Consider the following 15,405-nt stretch of genomic DNA (forward strand, 5'->3'; position numbering starts at 1 on the left):
GCCGAGCTTGCTCGGCATCGCCGCCGAACTTCCGTCTTTCCACGTGCCGCATCGCGGCCGTCTCTCCCAAAGGAATCTTCCATGATCCGTAATACCGCTCTCGTCGTTGCCATCGCGGCCGCTACCCTGTCGATGCCGGCCCATGCCCAGTTCGGCAAGCTGAAGGACATTGCCGGCGCCGCCACCGGCACCTCCAGCAGCAGCGCCAGCGCAGCCGCTCCGGACGAAGCCGCGCAGGAAGCGCTGGTCCGTCGTTTCGTCAGCTCGCAGTCGCACTCGCTGCAGGCGCAGACCTCCTTCGCCCGCGCCTTCGGCCTGGCCGAGCAGGTGCAGCTGCTGGAAGCCGAGCGCCAGGCACTGTCGTCCGGTTCGGTGAACGTCGATGCGATGAAGAAGTCGGTGTCGGTCAGCGAAGCCGCACAGGCTGCCATCGACGAGCGCCAGGCCGCACAGCCGGAACTGAACGCTGAATCCAAGCAGCACTACGCCGAAGGCCTGGTCTCGCTGCTGGCCTCGGCTGCCGAAGCACAGAAGCTGAGCGGCGAAGCCAGCGGTTTTGCGGCCGGCATGAAGAACCTGGGCGCCACCCAGATGGCCACCGTTGGCCGCAAGCTGGCCGCCGGTGCCTGGGTTGCCAAGGAATCGCCGGGCTTCATCAAGGGCCTGTACGGCTCGACCAAGTCGGCCGTGACCTTCGCCAAGAAGAGCAAGGTGAAGGTGCCGTCCAACGCCGATTCGATGCTGGATTCGCTCTGATACGAGGCAGCTCCGCATGCGTACGACGACTCGATTGATCGGCCTGGGCCTGGCCGCGGCCCTGCTGGCAGCCTGCGGCAAGCAGGATGCACCGGCAGAAGCCGCACCCGCCAAGGACAAGGCCGCCAGTGCACTGGCCAGCAATGCGCCGGTGCAGGAAGCGCCCCTGCGTGGCACGCCGGATTTCGGCGGCACCACCCAGGTCGCGCGCGAAGCCGACGGTATCGGCAGCACCCCGGAACTGGCGGTGCTGGCGGCATTGCAGTCGGCCGTGGCCCAGGTCAACGGCGTACGCGTGGCCAGCCAGATGCAGAGCCTGCGCGCAGGCCTGCATGTGGACGTGGACGGTGAACACGTCGGCGATATCCGCGCCGACGCGTTCTCCCAGCAGATGATTGCCGGCTCGCAGGGCGCGGTGCTGGGCTATGAAATCCTCTCGCAGGATGAAGTGAGCCAGCTTGACGAAGAAACCATCGCCCGCGTGCGCGCCAGCGACGAAGGCTGGAGCTTCAAGGGTTCGGCCTCGGCCAGCGCCTCCGGCGAAGCATCCGCCAAGGGCGGCTCGGCGTCTGCCAGCGTCAAGGAAAGCTACGAAGAACAGGTGAAGGTCGACGCCAAGCGCGGTGCCAGCTCCTTCGATTCGGACGTTACCCGGCGCAGCATGCGCAGCTACTGGAAGGTGCGTGTCCGCGCGCAGATTGCCCAGTACCGTGCACCGGATGAAGAAGGCAAGCCGAAGATCGTGGTGGCCCTGCCGCGCACCAAGTCGGGCAGCTATGCCGTTGGCGATGGCCGGGTGAATGCCGACGAGGTCGCCCAAGCGATCCGCGCGCGGCTGTCCGACACGCTTACCCAGACCCAGCGCTTCATCGTGCTGGACCGTGAGTTCGGCGACGAACTGCAGGCCGAGATCGACCACATCAACAGTGGCAACGTGCGCCTGCAGGACACCGCACGCGTTGGCCAGCAGCTGGCGACCGACCTGATCCTGATTCCGACCATCGAACGTTTCGAGTACCCGCGCAGCGTGCGCAACCTGCGCATGTCCGATCGCCAGGTGACCTCGTACTCCGGTGGCGGCCGCATCACCCTGCGCCTGGTCAATGCCACCACCGGCCAGGTGGTGATGTCCGACAGCTTCGACCACCAGCTGGCCTCGACTGGCCCGAGCACCCTGCCGCGCGTGGTCAACGGCCGCAGCATGGCGGCCTCGATGATGGATTCGCTGTCCGGCCAGATTGGCAGCACGATCGTCACCACGCTGTTCCCGGTGTCGGTGGTATCCGTCGATGGCGACCAGGTCGTGCTGAGCCAGGGCGGTGACACCGTGCAGGTCGGCCAGCGCTGGCAGGCCGTGCGCCTGGGCGAAGAGCTGAAGGACCCGCAGACGGGCCGCTCGCTCGGCCGCAGCGAGCATCCGTGCTGCACCATCCGCATCGACCGCGTGGCCGCGCAGACCTCCTACGGCACCCTGGAAGAGGGCGTGGACGCGATGCGCGGTGGTTTCCGCCCGGGCCAGATCGAACTGCGCCAGAAGCTGGGCAGCAAGCCCAAGGCAGCTGCATCGGCCACCGCATCGGCTGCCCCGGCCGCCGCCGCGCGCCCGGCCAGCAAGCCGAAGCCCAAGCCCGCCGCCGCCCCGGCTGAAGACCCGAACTGGTAACACGCCCAGGCAACACACAGATGGGGTCAGAGCCCTTTCCCGCCGGGAAAGGGATCTGACCCCTACTTGTTTTCGTTCTCGATGGTGTCGACCAAAGTCGACACCTACCCGAGCAGACCGCCGTTCCGACAGATTGCGGAGATCTGTCCAAGGCGGGGAGGGTCCGGTTGCGGGGGTGTCCGCGGCATGGATGCCGCGGCCAAGCCCCCAGGGATGGATTCACGGCGTCCCCCGCAACCGGACCCACCCCGCCTATCCACGGATAGCCCGCTGTTGCTGTTGCTGTTGTTGTTGCTTCGGCTGTTGCCGTTGTTTCGGCGGGTCCCGGGCGCCGCCCGGGCGAACCCCTTACACTCCAGAACGATTTCCCTGCTGGAGAGAGCAATGAAGCGAGTAGTACTGGGCGTGCTGGCCCTGTCGGTGTCGAGCGCACTGATGGCGGCCACCCCGAAATTCGATGGCGCGCGGATCTCCGCAGACGTCAAGGAACTGGCCTCCGACGCCTACGAAGGCCGCTCACCGGCCACCGCCGGCGAAGAAAAGACCATCGCCTTCCTCAGCAAGCAGTTCGCCGATGCCGGCCTGCAGCCTGGCGGTGACCTGAAGGACGGCAAACGCCTGTGGACCCAGGCCGTGCCGCTGCGCAAGGGCGACATCGTCGGCAGCCCGCAGCTGTCGCTGCAGCAGGGCAGCAAGACCATCACGCTGGAGCAGGGCAAGCAGATTGCTGTGCGTGCAGCCATGAACGGCGCCACCAACGTGGATATCAGCAAGGCACCGCTGGTATTCCTTGGCTATGGCGTAAAGGCGCCGGAGCGCAACTGGGACGACTTCAAGGGCGTTGACCTGAAGGGCAAGATCGCCGTGGTGCTGATCAACGACCCGGACTTCGAAACCGGCAAGGGCGACTTCGATGGCAAGGGCATGACCTGGTATGGCCGTTGGCCGTACAAGTACGAGGAAGGCGCACGCCAGGGCGCACTCGGTGTGCTGATCGTGCATGAGACCGCACCGGCCTCGTATGGCTGGGCCACGGTGGCCGGCTCCAACACCAACACCATGTTCGACGTGGTGCGCGACAACCCGGCCGACAGCCACCCGCTGCTGGAAGGCTGGATCCAGCGCGACCTGGCAGTGGAGCTGTTCCGCGCGGCCGGGCAGGATTTCGAAGCATTGAAGAAGAAGGCGCAGCAGCGCGACTTCGCCCCGGTGCCGCTGACCGGCGCCAGCCTGGATGCGAAGTACGCGGTGAAGACCGAAGTGATCACCTCGCACAATGTGGCCGCGCGCCTGGAAGGCAGCACGCATGCGGATGAGACCATCATCTACAGTGCGCATTGGGACCACATCGGCGTAGGCGAACCTGACGCACGCGGCGACCGCATCTTCAACGGCGCGCTGGACAACGCCAGCGGTACCGCCTCGCTGATCGAACTGGCACGCGGCTTCGCCAAGGCACCGCGTCCGCAGCGTTCGGTGGTGTTCCTGGCGGTGACAGCCGAGGAGAAGGGCCTGCTGGGTTCGGAATACTACGCAACGCATCCGCTGTACCCGCTGGAAAAGACCGTGGCGATGATCAACATGGATGGCATGGCGCCGTTCGGCCCGTCGCGCGATTTCGGCATCTACGGCGCCGCGCGCTTCGAACTGCTGGACCAGTTGAAGGACGTGGCCAAGGGCTGGGACATCCGCTACACGCCGGACCCGAAGCCGGAAGCCGGCCTGTTCTTCCGTTCCGACCACTTCCCGTTCGCCAAGCGTGGTGTGCCGGCACTGTCCTGGTCGGCAGGGCAGGACTGGGTGGATGGTGGCGTCGCGGCGGGCAAGAAGGCGTCCGAGGACTACACCGCCAAGCGTTACCACCAGCAGGGCGACGAGTGGCAGCCGGACTGGGTGTTCGCCGGCGCCGCGCGCGACCTGGAAGTGCTGTACACCCTGGGCAACCAGCTGGCCAATTCGCGTGCCTGGCCGAACTGGAGCAGGGACGAGGCCTTCCGCGCCGTGCGTGACGCCAGCGCCGACCAGCGCAAGTAAGGGAGGGCGGGGCGCCGCCTCGCCACACCTGGTAGCGCCGGGCCATGCCCGGCGTTTCCGTAAGGGCTTCCATCGCCGCTTTCCGGCCCTTCGTCGCACACCGCTTGTTTGCCCGAAGGGCCGCTCTATGCTCGGCTCACCCCTTCCACCAAGGCGCCGCCGTGATCGCCAGCTTCTCCCTCATCATCCGTCATCTGCTGGCCTGGGCCGCGGCGCTGTTCGTTGCCGGCATGGTCTGGAGTGGCATCTTCAGCGGCATGAACGACGGCCCGGGCTGGGTGTTCGGGCTGCTGGTGATGTTCCTGATGATCTCCGCGCTGGGCAGCGCGATCACCCACGTGCGCCGGGTCTGGCTGGTGGCCGGTCGCCTCGACGGCGCGACCTTGTCGGGCCGCCAGCGCCGGCAGATCGAACTGCCGATGGATGCCGGCCAGGCCTTCGCAGTGGTCGAGGCGGCCGTCGCCGAACTGCCACGGGTGGAAGAGGTGGAGAGTTCTGCCGGCAGCCTGCAGGTGCGTGCCTATGTGCGGCGCGTCGACCTGTGGAACGGCCGGCAGCCATCGCGCTGGAACCTGCCGGCGCGGCTGGCGATCAAGCGCAACAGCGTGCTGGCCACGGTAACGCCGGGGCAGGGCACCAGCACCGTCACCCTGCTGTTCGAGCCGGACGCCGGCTGGTGGGCCGATCTGCTGGCACTGGATGAAGGCAGCAACTATGAGAACGCCGAAGCGGTGACCCGGGCGATCAGCCGCCGCGTGGCCGACCAGCGCCGCGACGAGCAGGCCGCTGCCGAACAGACCCAGGTGGAAAAGGAACTGTCGGTCGCGCGCTTGAACCTGCTGCATGCGCAGGTCGAGCCGCACTTCCTGTACAACTCGCTGGCCAATGCACAGGTGCTGACCCGCACCGACCCGGCGCGCGCCGAGCAGATGCTGGGCCACCTGATCCAGTACCTGCGCAGTTCGCTGCCGCAGGTGGATGAATCGATGTCCACGCTGGGGGTGGAGCTGGAACGTACCCGCGCCTACCTGGAAATCCTGCGCATCCGCATGGGCGCGCGGCTGGCGGTGGAAGTGCAGGTGCCGACCGAACTGCACGAGGTGAAGCTGCCGGCGATGGCGCTGCAGACCCTGGTCGAGAACGCGATCAAGCACGGCCTGGAGCCCAAGCCCGGCGGCGGCACGATCTGGATCCTCGCGCGTGGTTTCGATGACCATGTCACCGTGACGGTCGCCGACGATGGGCTGGGTTTCGGACAGGGTACCAGCGGCACCGGCATCGGCCTGAAGAACCTGCGCGAGCGCCTGCGCCTGACCTGCGGCGAGCAGGCCGGAGTGGCGATCGTGGCCAATTTCCCCAGTGGTGTAGCCGCTACCATGACCCTGCCGCAGTCGGCCAAGGAACCCAGCCATGCCGCTTGAAGCGCTGATCGCCGAAGACGAGGAGCTGCTGCGGCACTCGCTGGTCGAGCAGCTCGGGCGGCTGTGGCCGGAGCTGAAGCTGGTGGCCGAATGCGAAGACGGCGCCAGTGCGCTGGAACAGCTGGCCGAGAAGCAGCCGGACATCGCCTTCCTCGACATCCGCATGCCCGGCATCAGCGGCATCGAAGTGGCGCGGTCATTGGCCGAGCTGAGCCCGCGCACGCAGGTGGTGTTCGTTACCGCCTACGACCAGTACGCCATCGATGCCTTCGAGCAGGGTGCAATGGATTACCTGCTCAAGCCAGTCAGCGACGAACGGCTGCTGGCCACGCGCGATCGCATTCTTTCGCGGCTGCCATCCACGCGCCAGGACGATGCGGTGCTGGAGCGCCTGCTGCAGCGCCTCGGCGCAGGCCCGGTCGCCAATGATCGGCCACCGCTGGCCTGGATCACCGCCAGCAACGGTCGCGACACGCAGCTGATCATGCTCGACGATGTGATCTATTTCCGCGCGGACAACAAGTACACCACGGTGGTCACCGCTGCCGGCGAAAGCCTGCTGCGTACACCGCTGCGCGAACTGCTGGAAGTACTTGATCCGCAGCACTTCCGCCAGGTGCACCGCTCCACCATCGTCAACATGAAGGCCGTCGCAGCGGTCAGCCGCGACGACACCGGCCGCGGTGTGCTGCGCCTGCGCCAGCGTGCGGAAACGCTGGTGGTCAGCCAGCCGTTCATGAGCCTGTTCCGCGGCATGTAGCCGCGGCCTTCGCCATCCACCAAGGAACGAACATGCGCCGTATCCTGCTTGTAGCTGCCGCCGTGCTGGCCACCGCCGGCTGCGAAAAATCCAGCAACACGTCGATCACCCGCACCAATGCCAATGGCGTGGACACGCTGTACAGCAAGAGCACGGTGGTCGATGGCGTGGCGCGTTTTGAATGCATCGCCAGCAGCAGTGGGCAATGCCATTACCTGGTGCTGGCCCCGGGCTGCAGCACCGACGCCGCCTGTGCGACGCCACCGCTGCGCCATTTCGCGGTGGCCGTAGGCAAGACCGAGCAGGTCAGTGACCTGCCGAAGGACTTCCGCCAGTGCGTCAGCGACGTGCAGAAAGAACAATGCCACCGTGACTGAGCACGGTGGCATTGTGGCTCCCCCCGGATTGCGTTCGGCTCAGTAAGCCGGCTGCAGCGTCATGTCGTGATGGTGTTCGGTTTCACCGACATGATTCAGGCGACCCACCAGCTCGGAGTGCTGCTTCATGCGCCCGATCTCGGTCATGATGCGGATGTCCTCGTGGCGCAGTTCGCGCTTGGCGGTGACCGCCTGCTTGTAGTCCAGCACTTCCGGATAGTGTTCAGCCAGGTCCAGCGCTTCGGCCACGTGCTCGACGCTGTCAGCCTTGGAGGTGATGCGGGCGCGGCTGTTGAAGGCCTTCATCCAGCGCTCGAAGCCGGCGGTGCGGTCGAACATGTTGGCCATGAACCAGATCACGAACAGGATCGAGATCCACGAGCCGAACACCACGACCACGCGGGTGAAGGTGATGTGGTAATCGTCGCGCCACAGGTAATTGGTGATCAGGCCGAGGATCAGCAGCGAAGCCGCCTGCCATCCGACGATCGAAGTGATCAGCCATTGGCACTTGGCCTGGGCCAGCACCGCCACTTCATCGCGGATCTGCTGTTCGCTGAGGTTGCGCCAGTGCGCGACCTGTTTTTCGAACGGGCTGCTGTAGAGCTCGTTGTCGCGAAGCAGTAATCCCAAACCCTTGAACAAAGCAATCATGGCTGGCTCCTTGGTGGAACGTGCGGCGATCTGCAGTGGACGGTGTGGCGGGTTCAGTTCTAGCACTTCCAGCGAGCGGTGCAATGGCCTCAAGGCCACGCGGCACAAGGGTTCTGTCTGAACAGGTGAAAATTGGTGCGACGCAACATTGCTCGCGCTGCCTGCGACAAGATGTCGCAGGGTGAAACGTGCTGCGCGCGCACATGAAACCGACGCTGAGCGGCCGGGCTCGCCGTGCCTGTCGCGATCGCCCAGAATCGGGGGGAACCGCGCAGGACGCGGTCCGCCCCTCCGCCGATCTGGACCCGTGATGCCGCCGTTGCTGCACCGTCTTACCCGCCCCGTCACTGCGCCGATCCGACGCTGGGTACTGGATGCGTTTCCGCGTGGCCAGAGCGGCATCGACTACGACCACCCGCTGGGCGATCCCGGCTGGTTCGGTGCGGACAGCGTGACCTGGCGGATGCACGCCGAACTGCCCTCGATGCTCGCCGGCGGCCTGTGCGCACTGATGCTGCAGACCCTGCATCCGCGCGCGCTGGCCGGTGTCTACGACCATTCCAATTTCCGCCAGGACCTCGTCGGCCGCCTGCGCCGCACCACCGCCTTCGTGGCCGGCACCAGCTACGCACCGGCAGGCGAGGTGGAAGCGCTGGTGGCCAAGGTGCGGCGCATCCACGCGCACATCCGCGGCCATACCGCGCAGGGCGAGCCCTATGCCGCTGATGATCCGCATCTGCTGACGTGGGTGCACGTGACCGAGGCCTATGGCTTCCTGCAGGGCTATCGCCGCTACGGGCGTGAAGTGCCTGCCGCGATCGCCGACCGCTACTACGACGAGTACCGCTGCGTGGCCGAAGCGCTGGGCGCGGTGGATGTGCCGCGCAGTGTGGCGGAAGTGGATGCGTACTTCTGTGCGCGGCAGCCGGAGCTGCTGGTGGACGAACGCTCGCGCGAAGTGCTGCAGGTGCTGTCCGGCGTGCGCCTGCCGGTGCCGGTGCCCGGCCTGTCACGCGAAATTTTCCTCGGTGCCGGAGCCGCGCTGCTGCCGGACTGGGCCGAGGGCATGCTCGAGCGCAGCACGCGCCAACGTGCGCAGGCAGCGGCGTCGGCCAAGCTGATGCAGGGCATGGCGCCGCTGTTCCGCCGCGCGCTGCCCGATGGCCTGGCGACACGTGCGTGCGCACGTGTGGGTGTGCCGGTGGAGGTGTTGCGCGAGTGGCCAGCCTTGCCCCGGTAGATGCCGACCTTGGTCGACGCGCCGCCGCGCGGCGCCGCATCCACGCCATGCGTGGATAGGCACACGGTAGATCCACGCCATGCGTGGATGCCTGAAAAGCGCCAACCAAGGTTGGCATCTACCGATCGAAACGAAACGGGCGCCTTTCGGCGCCCGTTTGCGTTACATCACCAGACCTTGACCCGCTTGTCCGGGGCCAGGTACAGCTTCTGGCCTTCCTTCACGTCGAACGCCGGGTACCAGGCGTCGATGTTGCGCACCGTCAGCGCACGGAACTGGCCCGGTGCATGCACATCGGTCAGCAGCGAATTGCGCAGCGCCTGTTCGCGGCTCTTGCTGCGCCACGCCTGGGCGAAGCCGAGGAAGAAGCGCTGGTCGGGGGTGAAGCCTTCCAGGGTCTGGCCCGGCTTGCCCTGCAACGACAACTGGTAAGCGTCGTAAGCGGTGCCCAGGCCGGCGACGTCGGCGATGTTCTCGCCCAGGGTCAACTTGCCGTTGACGTGCACGCCGGCGAATGGCTCGTAGCTGCTGAACTGCGCGGCCAGCGCATCACCGGCCGCGTTGAACTGCTTGAGGTCTTCTGCCGTCCACCAGTTGTGCAGCTTGCCGGTGTCGTCAAACAACGCGCCCGCATTGTCGAAGCCGTGGCTGATCTCGTGGCCGATCACCGCGCCGATCGCACCATAGTTCACCGCGTCGTCGGCGGCGCCGTCGAAGAACGGCGGCTGCAGGATCGCCGCCGGGAACACCAGGCGGTTTTCCAGCGGCACGTTCATCGCATTGATGGTCTGCGGCAGCATCGCCCATTCGCCGTGGTCGACCGGCTTGCCCAGTTTGGCGATGTTGCGCTGGTACTCGAACAGCTCGGCGCGCTGTGCATTGCCCAGCGGATCATCACGGCGGATGTCCAGGCCGGTGTAGTCGCGCCACTTGTCCGGATACCCCATGCCCACGGTCAGGCCGGCCACCTTGGCCTTGGCGCTGGCCTTGGTCTGCGGTGACATCCACGCAAGTGCATCGATGCGCTTGGCGAAGGCGGCGATGATGTTCTTCGCCATCTCGTCGGCACGTTCCTTGGTCTTCGCATCGAAGTGCTTTTCGACGTAGCGCTTGCCGATGGCCTCGCCGACCGCATGGTTGGCGTCATCGACAGCACGCTTCCAGCGGTCGCTCTGCTGCGGCGTACCGCTCAGCGCGGTGCCGTGGAAGGCGAAGCGCGCATCGGCGAACTTCTTCGGCAGGTAGGCGGCGGCGCGGTCCAGCGCGTGGAAGGTCATGTAGTCCTTCCAGGCATCCAGCGGCTCGGTGGCCACCAGCTTGGACAGGCCGGCCACGGCCTTGGGCTGCCACACGATGAAGTCCTGCTGCTGGCCAAGCTTGGCTGCGTCCAGGAACGCGGCCCAGTCCATGCCCGGCGCCTTGGCGTTGAAGTCGGCCTGGGTCCAGGGGTTGGCGCCCTTGGTCACATCATTGGTTTCTTCCTGGGTGGCATGCGCCTGGGCGATCTTCGTTTCCAGAGCGAGGATGCGCTGCGCCTTGCCGGCCGGGTCGGCCACGCCGGCCAGCTGCAGCACCTGCGCGATGTAGGCCTGGTACTGCTTGCGCAGTTCGGCCATGCGACCACCCCCCAGGTAGAAATCGCGGTCCGGCATGCCCAGGCCGCCCTGCACCAGGTACGGCGCGGTGCGGTCGGGCTGCAGCAGGTCCACCGACACCCACAGGCCGAACAGGCGATCGGTGTAGAAGTTGGTGGCATTGAGCAGGTCGACATCGGCGCGCACGTCGCCGCCGAGGGCGCGGGCCAGGCCGGCCTTGTCGGCGATCGCATCGATGTTCTTCAGCTGCGGCTGCACCGGTGCCAGGCCGCGCTGCTCGATGCCGGCCTCGTCCATGTAGGCGGCGTAGTAGTCGCCGATCAACTTGTCTTCGCCGCTGGCCTGGGCGTTGCCGGCAGCGCCTTCCAGGATCGCGCGGGTGTCGGCCTGGGTCTTTTCAGCGATCACGTTGAAGCTGCCGAAGCGCGAGCGGTCCGCCGGGATCTCGGTGTTCTTCACCCAGCTGCCGTTGGCGAAGCCGAAGAAGTCGTCACCTGCGGCGACGCTGCGGTCCATGCCACTGGCATCGAAACCAAAGCTGCCCAGCATCGGCTTGGCGGCAGCGGGAGTCGCCTCGGCCGGTGCGGCGGTGCCGGCGGCCGGATCGGCCGGGCGGTCGCAGGCGGCCAGGGACAGGCTGGCAACGATGGCCAGTGCCAGGGTGGGGCGGCGCAGCTTGGACATGGACTTCTCTTGCGGCGGAAAACTCCAAGTCTAATCCGCTGCGGGCCGGCTGCACGCGCCCTGGGGGGCCAGCACTGTGCGGGATCTGGCTGAACACGCAGCGCCGACCTTCACGCGGTCACCGGCGTGGTGCATGCTGCGGGCTGGATGTCTGCGGCACCCGGGGGAGGGCGCATGCAGGACGGGTCGAGGCGTCAAGAATGGCGTCCGCCGGCCGTTGAGGTCGGGGATGTGGAGGAATCGTTCGCGCATGAAGCCAGCCGACTGCACAGGGAAGACCGATCGATGCCGGCGCTGAGACACGCGCTGGCCCGGCCGTTGCGTGCCATTACCTGGGGCGGCGTGGTGCTGGGCGTGCTGCTGGCGCTTGGCCTGGCCGCCATGCTGGCCAACGATTACCAGCGCCGGCTGGAAGCCGCGCAGCGGCAGAGCCGGGCGCTGGCGATAGGCAGCGAGCGCCTGCTGGCATTGGAGCTGCGCAACCTGGAGCGGGCGATGGGCGGCATCGCCGCCGATGCGGCCGAGCTGTTCCGCACGGTGCCTGCGCAGGCACCCACACTGCTGGACGCCGCCATTGCCGGCGTGCTGGGTCGGCATGCCGAGCTGCACAGCATCGTCGTGCTCGATACCTACGGCCGCGCCCTGACGGCCGGCAAGGGCGACCTGCAGCTGCCGCTGTGGACCGATCCGCAGCGACGCGGGCAGGGAAGCGCGCTGTACATCGGGCCGCCGCAGCGCGCCAACGACGGGGACTGGGTGGTGCCGCTGGCGCTGCCGATGGCCGGCGATCGCTGGCTGCTGGCGCGGCTGCGCTGCGGCGAGCTTCAGCGGATCGTGGGCGGCCTGGATGTGGGGCCCAGTGGCCTGGCCTCGATCAGCGACGCCGATGGCTACATGCTGGCGCGCGTCCCAGATCCGCAGGGCACGGTCGGCCGCCGTTACACGCTGCCGGCACGCACGCTGCTGGGTCGGCAGGCCGTGGTTGAACTGGGCAGCATTCCCGGCGCGGTGGACCAGATACCGCGCATCTCCACCATCAGTACCCTCGAACGCAGCCCACTGGCGGTGCAGGTCGGCCTGGCCGACGAGGACGTGCTGAAGCCATGGTGGCCGTACCTGCAGGCAGCAATCGCCATCGTGCTGGCTTACGTCGGGTTGCTGGTGGTGCTGCTGTATGCAGTGCGCCGCAGCACTTACCGGCAGCAGTCGATGGCCGAAGAGCTGCGGACCGGCCACGCCGAGCTGCGCCTGGCCCATCAGGTGGGCCGCGTATGTACCTGGTATGTCGACGAAGACGCTGCGCTGCTGCGCTGGTCACCGCTGGCGCGTGAGATCTTCGGTGTGCAGACCGATGCGTTGCCGGTAGCCGATTTCTTCGCCCGCGTGCACCACGATGACAACGCGCGCATGCAGCAGGCCTTCGACCAGGCTTTCGCCGGCAACGCGGTACTCGACGAAGAATTTCGTCTGGTGCTGCCCGGCGGTGCAGTGCGCTGGGTTGCCGCGCGCGGCCAGCGGGTGGCGGTGGCCGACCGGCAGCGGCGCATGATCGGTGCACTGACCGACCTCAGCGAGCGCTACCAGGCCCGCGAACAGATGCGCCAGGTCGAGCGCCGCTTCCGCCTGCTCTTTGATCGCAACCCCGCGCCGTTCTGGGTATTCGATCCGGACACATTGCGCTTCATCGAGGTCAATGAGGCGGCCGTGCAGCAGTACGGCTACAGCCGCGACGAATTCCTGGCGATGAGCATCCTCGACATCCGCCCGCGTGAGGGCTGGGACGAAGTCAAGGGCGCAATCGCGCAGGTGCGCAGTGGTGAACTGCAGGACGCTGCGGTGCGCCTGCACCAGCGCAAGGATGGCACGGTGTTCGAAGTGCGCGTGCACCTGTCGCAGCTGGATTTCGATGGCCAGCCCGCATGCCTGGTGCTGGCCGAGGATGTCAGCGAGCGCCTGGCCTACGAGCGCGACCTTGCCTATCACGCACGCCACAACCCTGCCACGGGCCTGCTCAACGTGCGCGCGCTGAGCGAACAGCTGGACGAGCAGTCCGGCGCCTACACCATCGCCTATGTACAGCTGCGCGGCCTGCAGCTGGTGGCCGATACGCTGGGCCGCGAGATCGGCGACGCGGTTCTGCAGTCGATGGCCTCGCGCCTGGGCGGGCTGGGCGCGCGCTTCGGCCTGCTGGCGTTCCAGCCGGCGGAAGACTTCGTGCTGGCCATCGCCCCGGAACACAACACCCAGCGCGTGCTGGACGATCTGCTGCAGATCGTGTCGGCACCGATGCGCGGCCAGGATTCGCTGCACCAGTTCGAACCCCGCATTGGCGTGGCGGTACGTGACGCCGATGCAGGCCACAGCGCGGAACAGGCGATCGGCATGGCCGCGCAGGCGGCGCACGCGGCCCGCGCCGAAGGCAACGTCGTGGCCTGGTTCGATGCGGCGGTGACCACCCGCCTGGCCGACCGCCTGCGCCTGGCCGGCCGTATCCACGCGGCCATCGACAACGAGTTCCAGCTGTACTTCCAGCCGATCCGGCACGCCAGCGATGGCAGCCCGGCGTCACTGGAGGCGCTGCTGCGCTGGCCGCAGGCTGACGGCAGTTTCATCCCGCCCAGCGAGTTCATCCAGTTGTGCGAAGACACCGGCCTGATCCTGGCGTTGGGACGCTGGGTGATCCGCGCGGCAGCACAGGCGCAGCGGCGTCTGGTCGAAGCGGGGTGGGGCGAGCTGTCGATCGCGGTCAACGTGTCCGCTGTGCAGTTCTTCAACAGCGATCTGGTGGCCGAGTTCGCCCGCGCGCAGCAGGATTTCGGCCTGGCCCGCGGTGCACTGCACGTGGAGCTGACCGAGAGCAGCCTGATGCGCAAGCCGGCGCAGGCGATGCAGACCATGCAGCGCCTGCACGAGCAGGGCATCAGCGTGTCGCTGGACGATTTCGGTACCGGCTACTCGAGCATGTCCTACCTGCAGCACCTGCCGCTGGACATCCTCAAGATCGATCGCAGCTTCGTCGCCGACGTGGAGACCAATCCGCGCAACGCGTCGATCTGCCGCGCGCTGCTGTCGCTGGGCCACAGCATGGGGCTGACGATCATCGCCGAGGGCGTGGAGACGCCGGGACAGCTGGACTGGCTGGCTGCGCATGGCTGCGACCAGGTGCAGGGTTACCTGCTGGGGCGGCCGGCACCGCTGGAGAAGATCATCGCGCAGCTGGATGAGGTTGTTGCCTAGGCCGTGCTTCGCGCTCGCCGGGCATGGCCCGGCGCTACCGTGTCATGGGCGCGTCTCTGGTAGCGCCGGGCCATGCCCGGCGGACGTGCCCTTACACCCCGGTTTCCACCAGGTAATCGATGAAGCTGCGCACCTTCGGCGCGAGGTGGCTGCGGCTGGTGTAGACGGCGAAGATGCCTATCGGCGCGGCTTCCCATTCCGGCAGGATGCGCACCAGGCGGCCATCGGCCAGCGCTTCGTGCAACAGGAAGTCCGGCTGCAGGATCACGCCCATCCCGGCAATCGCCGCTTCGCGCAGGACATCGCCATTGTTGGCGCGCAGCAGGGTGGTCACTGCCACCTTCACTTCGCCGCCCGGTCCCTGCAGCGGCCAGTGGTCGCCGGCTGCCCAGTAGCTGTAGCCGAGGCAGGTATGCGTCTGCAGGTCCTCGGGTGCCTGCGGCGTTCCGTGCGCGGCCAGGTAGGCCGGTGCAGCACACAGGCTGATCCGCGATTGGCCCAGGCGCCGTGCGATCAGGGTCGGGCTGGGCTCGCGGGTGATGCGGATGGCCACGTCGTAGCCTTCTTCGACCATGTCCACCAGGCGGTCGGACAGCGCCAGGTCCAGTTCGACCTGCGGGAAGCGCTCGCGGTAACCGGCCAGCAAGGGCCCGAGGCGGGCGATGCCCCAGCTGACCGGTGCATTGATGCGCAGCATGCCGGACGGTTCCAGCGCCTGTGCGCCGATGCTGGCCTCCAGCGCATCGAACTCGGCCAGCAGGCGCACGCACTGGGCGTAGTAGGCGGCACCGGCGCTGGTCGGGCTGACCCGGCGAGTGGTGCGGTGGAGCAGGCGGGTGGACAGGCGTTTTTCCAGCGCGGCGACCTGGCGGGTGACCCCGGCCGTGGACATGTCCAGCGCCTGTGCGGCGGCGCTGAAGCCGTTGCGTTCGACCACCGCGACGAACACGCGCATGGCATCCAGAGTGTCCATTGTTGCGCCTT

General features: G+C 67.3%; 11 protein-coding genes. 8 read left to right on the forward strand and 3 right to left on the reverse strand.

The genetic code is table 11. From position 1 onward, the window contains the following. Nucleotides 1-81: 81 nt before the first annotated feature. The 6 genes from MRBLST15_RS13195 to MRBLST15_RS13220 all read left to right on the forward strand — a co-directional run bounded on the left by MRBLST15_RS13195 (nucleotide 82) and on the right by MRBLST15_RS13220 (nucleotide 7,011). The gene (locus MRBLST15_RS13195; RefSeq protein ID WP_180167750.1) at nucleotides 82-756 is read left to right on the forward strand and encodes a hypothetical protein; all 675 of its coding nucleotides are present in this window, start codon (nucleotides 82-84) and stop codon (nucleotides 754-756) included. A gap of 16 nt (nucleotides 757-772) precedes the next feature. After that, nucleotides 773-2,419, forward strand: a complete 1,647-nt coding sequence (locus MRBLST15_RS13200; protein WP_312706053.1) for a CsgG/HfaB family protein — start codon at nucleotides 773-775, stop codon at nucleotides 2,417-2,419. A 384-nt stretch (nucleotides 2,420-2,803) separates the two neighbouring features. Next, nucleotides 2,804-4,453: a M28 family metallopeptidase gene (locus tag MRBLST15_RS13205; RefSeq protein ID WP_265952609.1), complete on the forward strand. Its 1,650-nt coding sequence runs from the start codon at nucleotides 2,804-2,806 to the stop codon at nucleotides 4,451-4,453. 161 nt (nucleotides 4,454-4,614) lie between these two features. Beyond that, entirely contained in the window at nucleotides 4,615-5,874 is a 1,260-nt protein-coding gene (locus tag MRBLST15_RS13210; RefSeq protein WP_265952608.1) for a sensor histidine kinase, read from the forward strand. Then, the gene (locus tag MRBLST15_RS13215) at nucleotides 5,864-6,634 is read left to right on the forward strand and encodes a LytR/AlgR family response regulator transcription factor (protein WP_236512509.1); all 771 of its coding nucleotides are present in this window, start codon (nucleotides 5,864-5,866) and stop codon (nucleotides 6,632-6,634) included. Before MRBLST15_RS13210 ends, MRBLST15_RS13215 begins: the two co-directional genes overlap by 11 nt. Nucleotides 6,635-6,666: 32 nt before the next feature. Further along, nucleotides 6,667-7,011 (forward strand): hypothetical protein, encoded by a 345-nt coding sequence (locus tag MRBLST15_RS13220; RefSeq protein ID WP_265952606.1) that lies wholly within the window; start codon nucleotides 6,667-6,669, stop codon nucleotides 7,009-7,011. 39 nt (nucleotides 7,012-7,050) lie between these two features. Here the strand turns inward: MRBLST15_RS13220 and MRBLST15_RS13225 are convergent, their stop codons facing one another. Further along, nucleotides 7,051-7,665 (reverse strand): hypothetical protein, encoded by a 615-nt coding sequence (locus tag MRBLST15_RS13225; protein ID WP_208081642.1) that lies wholly within the window; start codon nucleotides 7,663-7,665, stop codon nucleotides 7,051-7,053. A 310-nt stretch (nucleotides 7,666-7,975) separates the two neighbouring features. Here MRBLST15_RS13225 and MRBLST15_RS13230 point away from each other — a divergent pair, with 310 nt between their 5' ends. Further along, nucleotides 7,976-8,905: an oxygenase MpaB family protein gene (locus MRBLST15_RS13230; RefSeq protein ID WP_367786192.1), complete on the forward strand. Its 930-nt coding sequence runs from the start codon at nucleotides 7,976-7,978 to the stop codon at nucleotides 8,903-8,905. A 167-nt stretch (nucleotides 8,906-9,072) separates the two neighbouring features. Here the strand turns inward: MRBLST15_RS13230 and MRBLST15_RS13235 are convergent, their stop codons facing one another. Then, a complete protein-coding gene (locus MRBLST15_RS13235; protein ID WP_367786194.1) occupies nucleotides 9,073-11,184 on the reverse strand; it encodes a M13 family metallopeptidase in 2,112 nt (703 codons plus the stop codon). Between the two features lie 174 nt (nucleotides 11,185-11,358). Here MRBLST15_RS13235 and MRBLST15_RS13240 point away from each other — a divergent pair, with 174 nt between their 5' ends. Beyond that, complete coding sequence (locus MRBLST15_RS13240) at nucleotides 11,359-14,421, forward strand: bifunctional diguanylate cyclase/phosphodiesterase (protein ID WP_367786196.1); 3,063 nt, start codon at nucleotides 11,359-11,361, stop codon at nucleotides 14,419-14,421. 91 nt (nucleotides 14,422-14,512) lie between these two features. Here MRBLST15_RS13240 and MRBLST15_RS13245 read toward each other — a convergent pair whose 3' ends face one another. Further along, nucleotides 14,513-15,394: a LysR family transcriptional regulator gene (locus MRBLST15_RS13245; RefSeq protein ID WP_089238419.1), complete on the reverse strand. Its 882-nt coding sequence runs from the start codon at nucleotides 15,392-15,394 to the stop codon at nucleotides 14,513-14,515. Nucleotides 15,395-15,405 lie beyond the last annotated feature (11 nt).

Source organism: Stenotrophomonas sp. LST15-1-1.1, from assembly GCF_040815575.1.
GTDB lineage: Bacteria > Pseudomonadota > Gammaproteobacteria > Xanthomonadales > Xanthomonadaceae > Stenotrophomonas > Stenotrophomonas lactitubi_B.

Coding starts and splice junctions, on each gene's coding strand:
- MRBLST15_RS13200 (WP_312706053.1), top strand. CDS start 773: ATGCGTACGACGACTCGATTGATCGGCCTGGGCCTGGCCGCGGCCCTG.
- MRBLST15_RS13195 (WP_180167750.1), top strand. CDS start 82: ATGATCCGTAATACCGCTCTCGTCGTTGCCATCGCGGCCGCTACCCTG.
- MRBLST15_RS13235 (WP_367786194.1), bottom strand. CDS start 11,184: ATGTCCAAGCTGCGCCGCCCCACCCTGGCACTGGCCATCGTTGCCAGC.
- MRBLST15_RS13220 (WP_265952606.1), top strand. CDS start 6,667: ATGCGCCGTATCCTGCTTGTAGCTGCCGCCGTGCTGGCCACCGCCGGC.
- MRBLST15_RS13245 (WP_089238419.1), bottom strand. CDS start 15,394: ATGGACACTCTGGATGCCATGCGCGTGTTCGTCGCGGTGGTCGAACGC.
- MRBLST15_RS13230 (WP_367786192.1), top strand. CDS start 7,976: ATGCCGCCGTTGCTGCACCGTCTTACCCGCCCCGTCACTGCGCCGATC.
- MRBLST15_RS13240 (WP_367786196.1), top strand. CDS start 11,359: ATGCAGGACGGGTCGAGGCGTCAAGAATGGCGTCCGCCGGCCGTTGAG.
- MRBLST15_RS13215 (WP_236512509.1), top strand. CDS start 5,864: ATGCCGCTTGAAGCGCTGATCGCCGAAGACGAGGAGCTGCTGCGGCAC.
- MRBLST15_RS13205 (WP_265952609.1), top strand. CDS start 2,804: ATGAAGCGAGTAGTACTGGGCGTGCTGGCCCTGTCGGTGTCGAGCGCA.
- MRBLST15_RS13225 (WP_208081642.1), bottom strand. CDS start 7,665: ATGATTGCTTTGTTCAAGGGTTTGGGATTACTGCTTCGCGACAACGAG.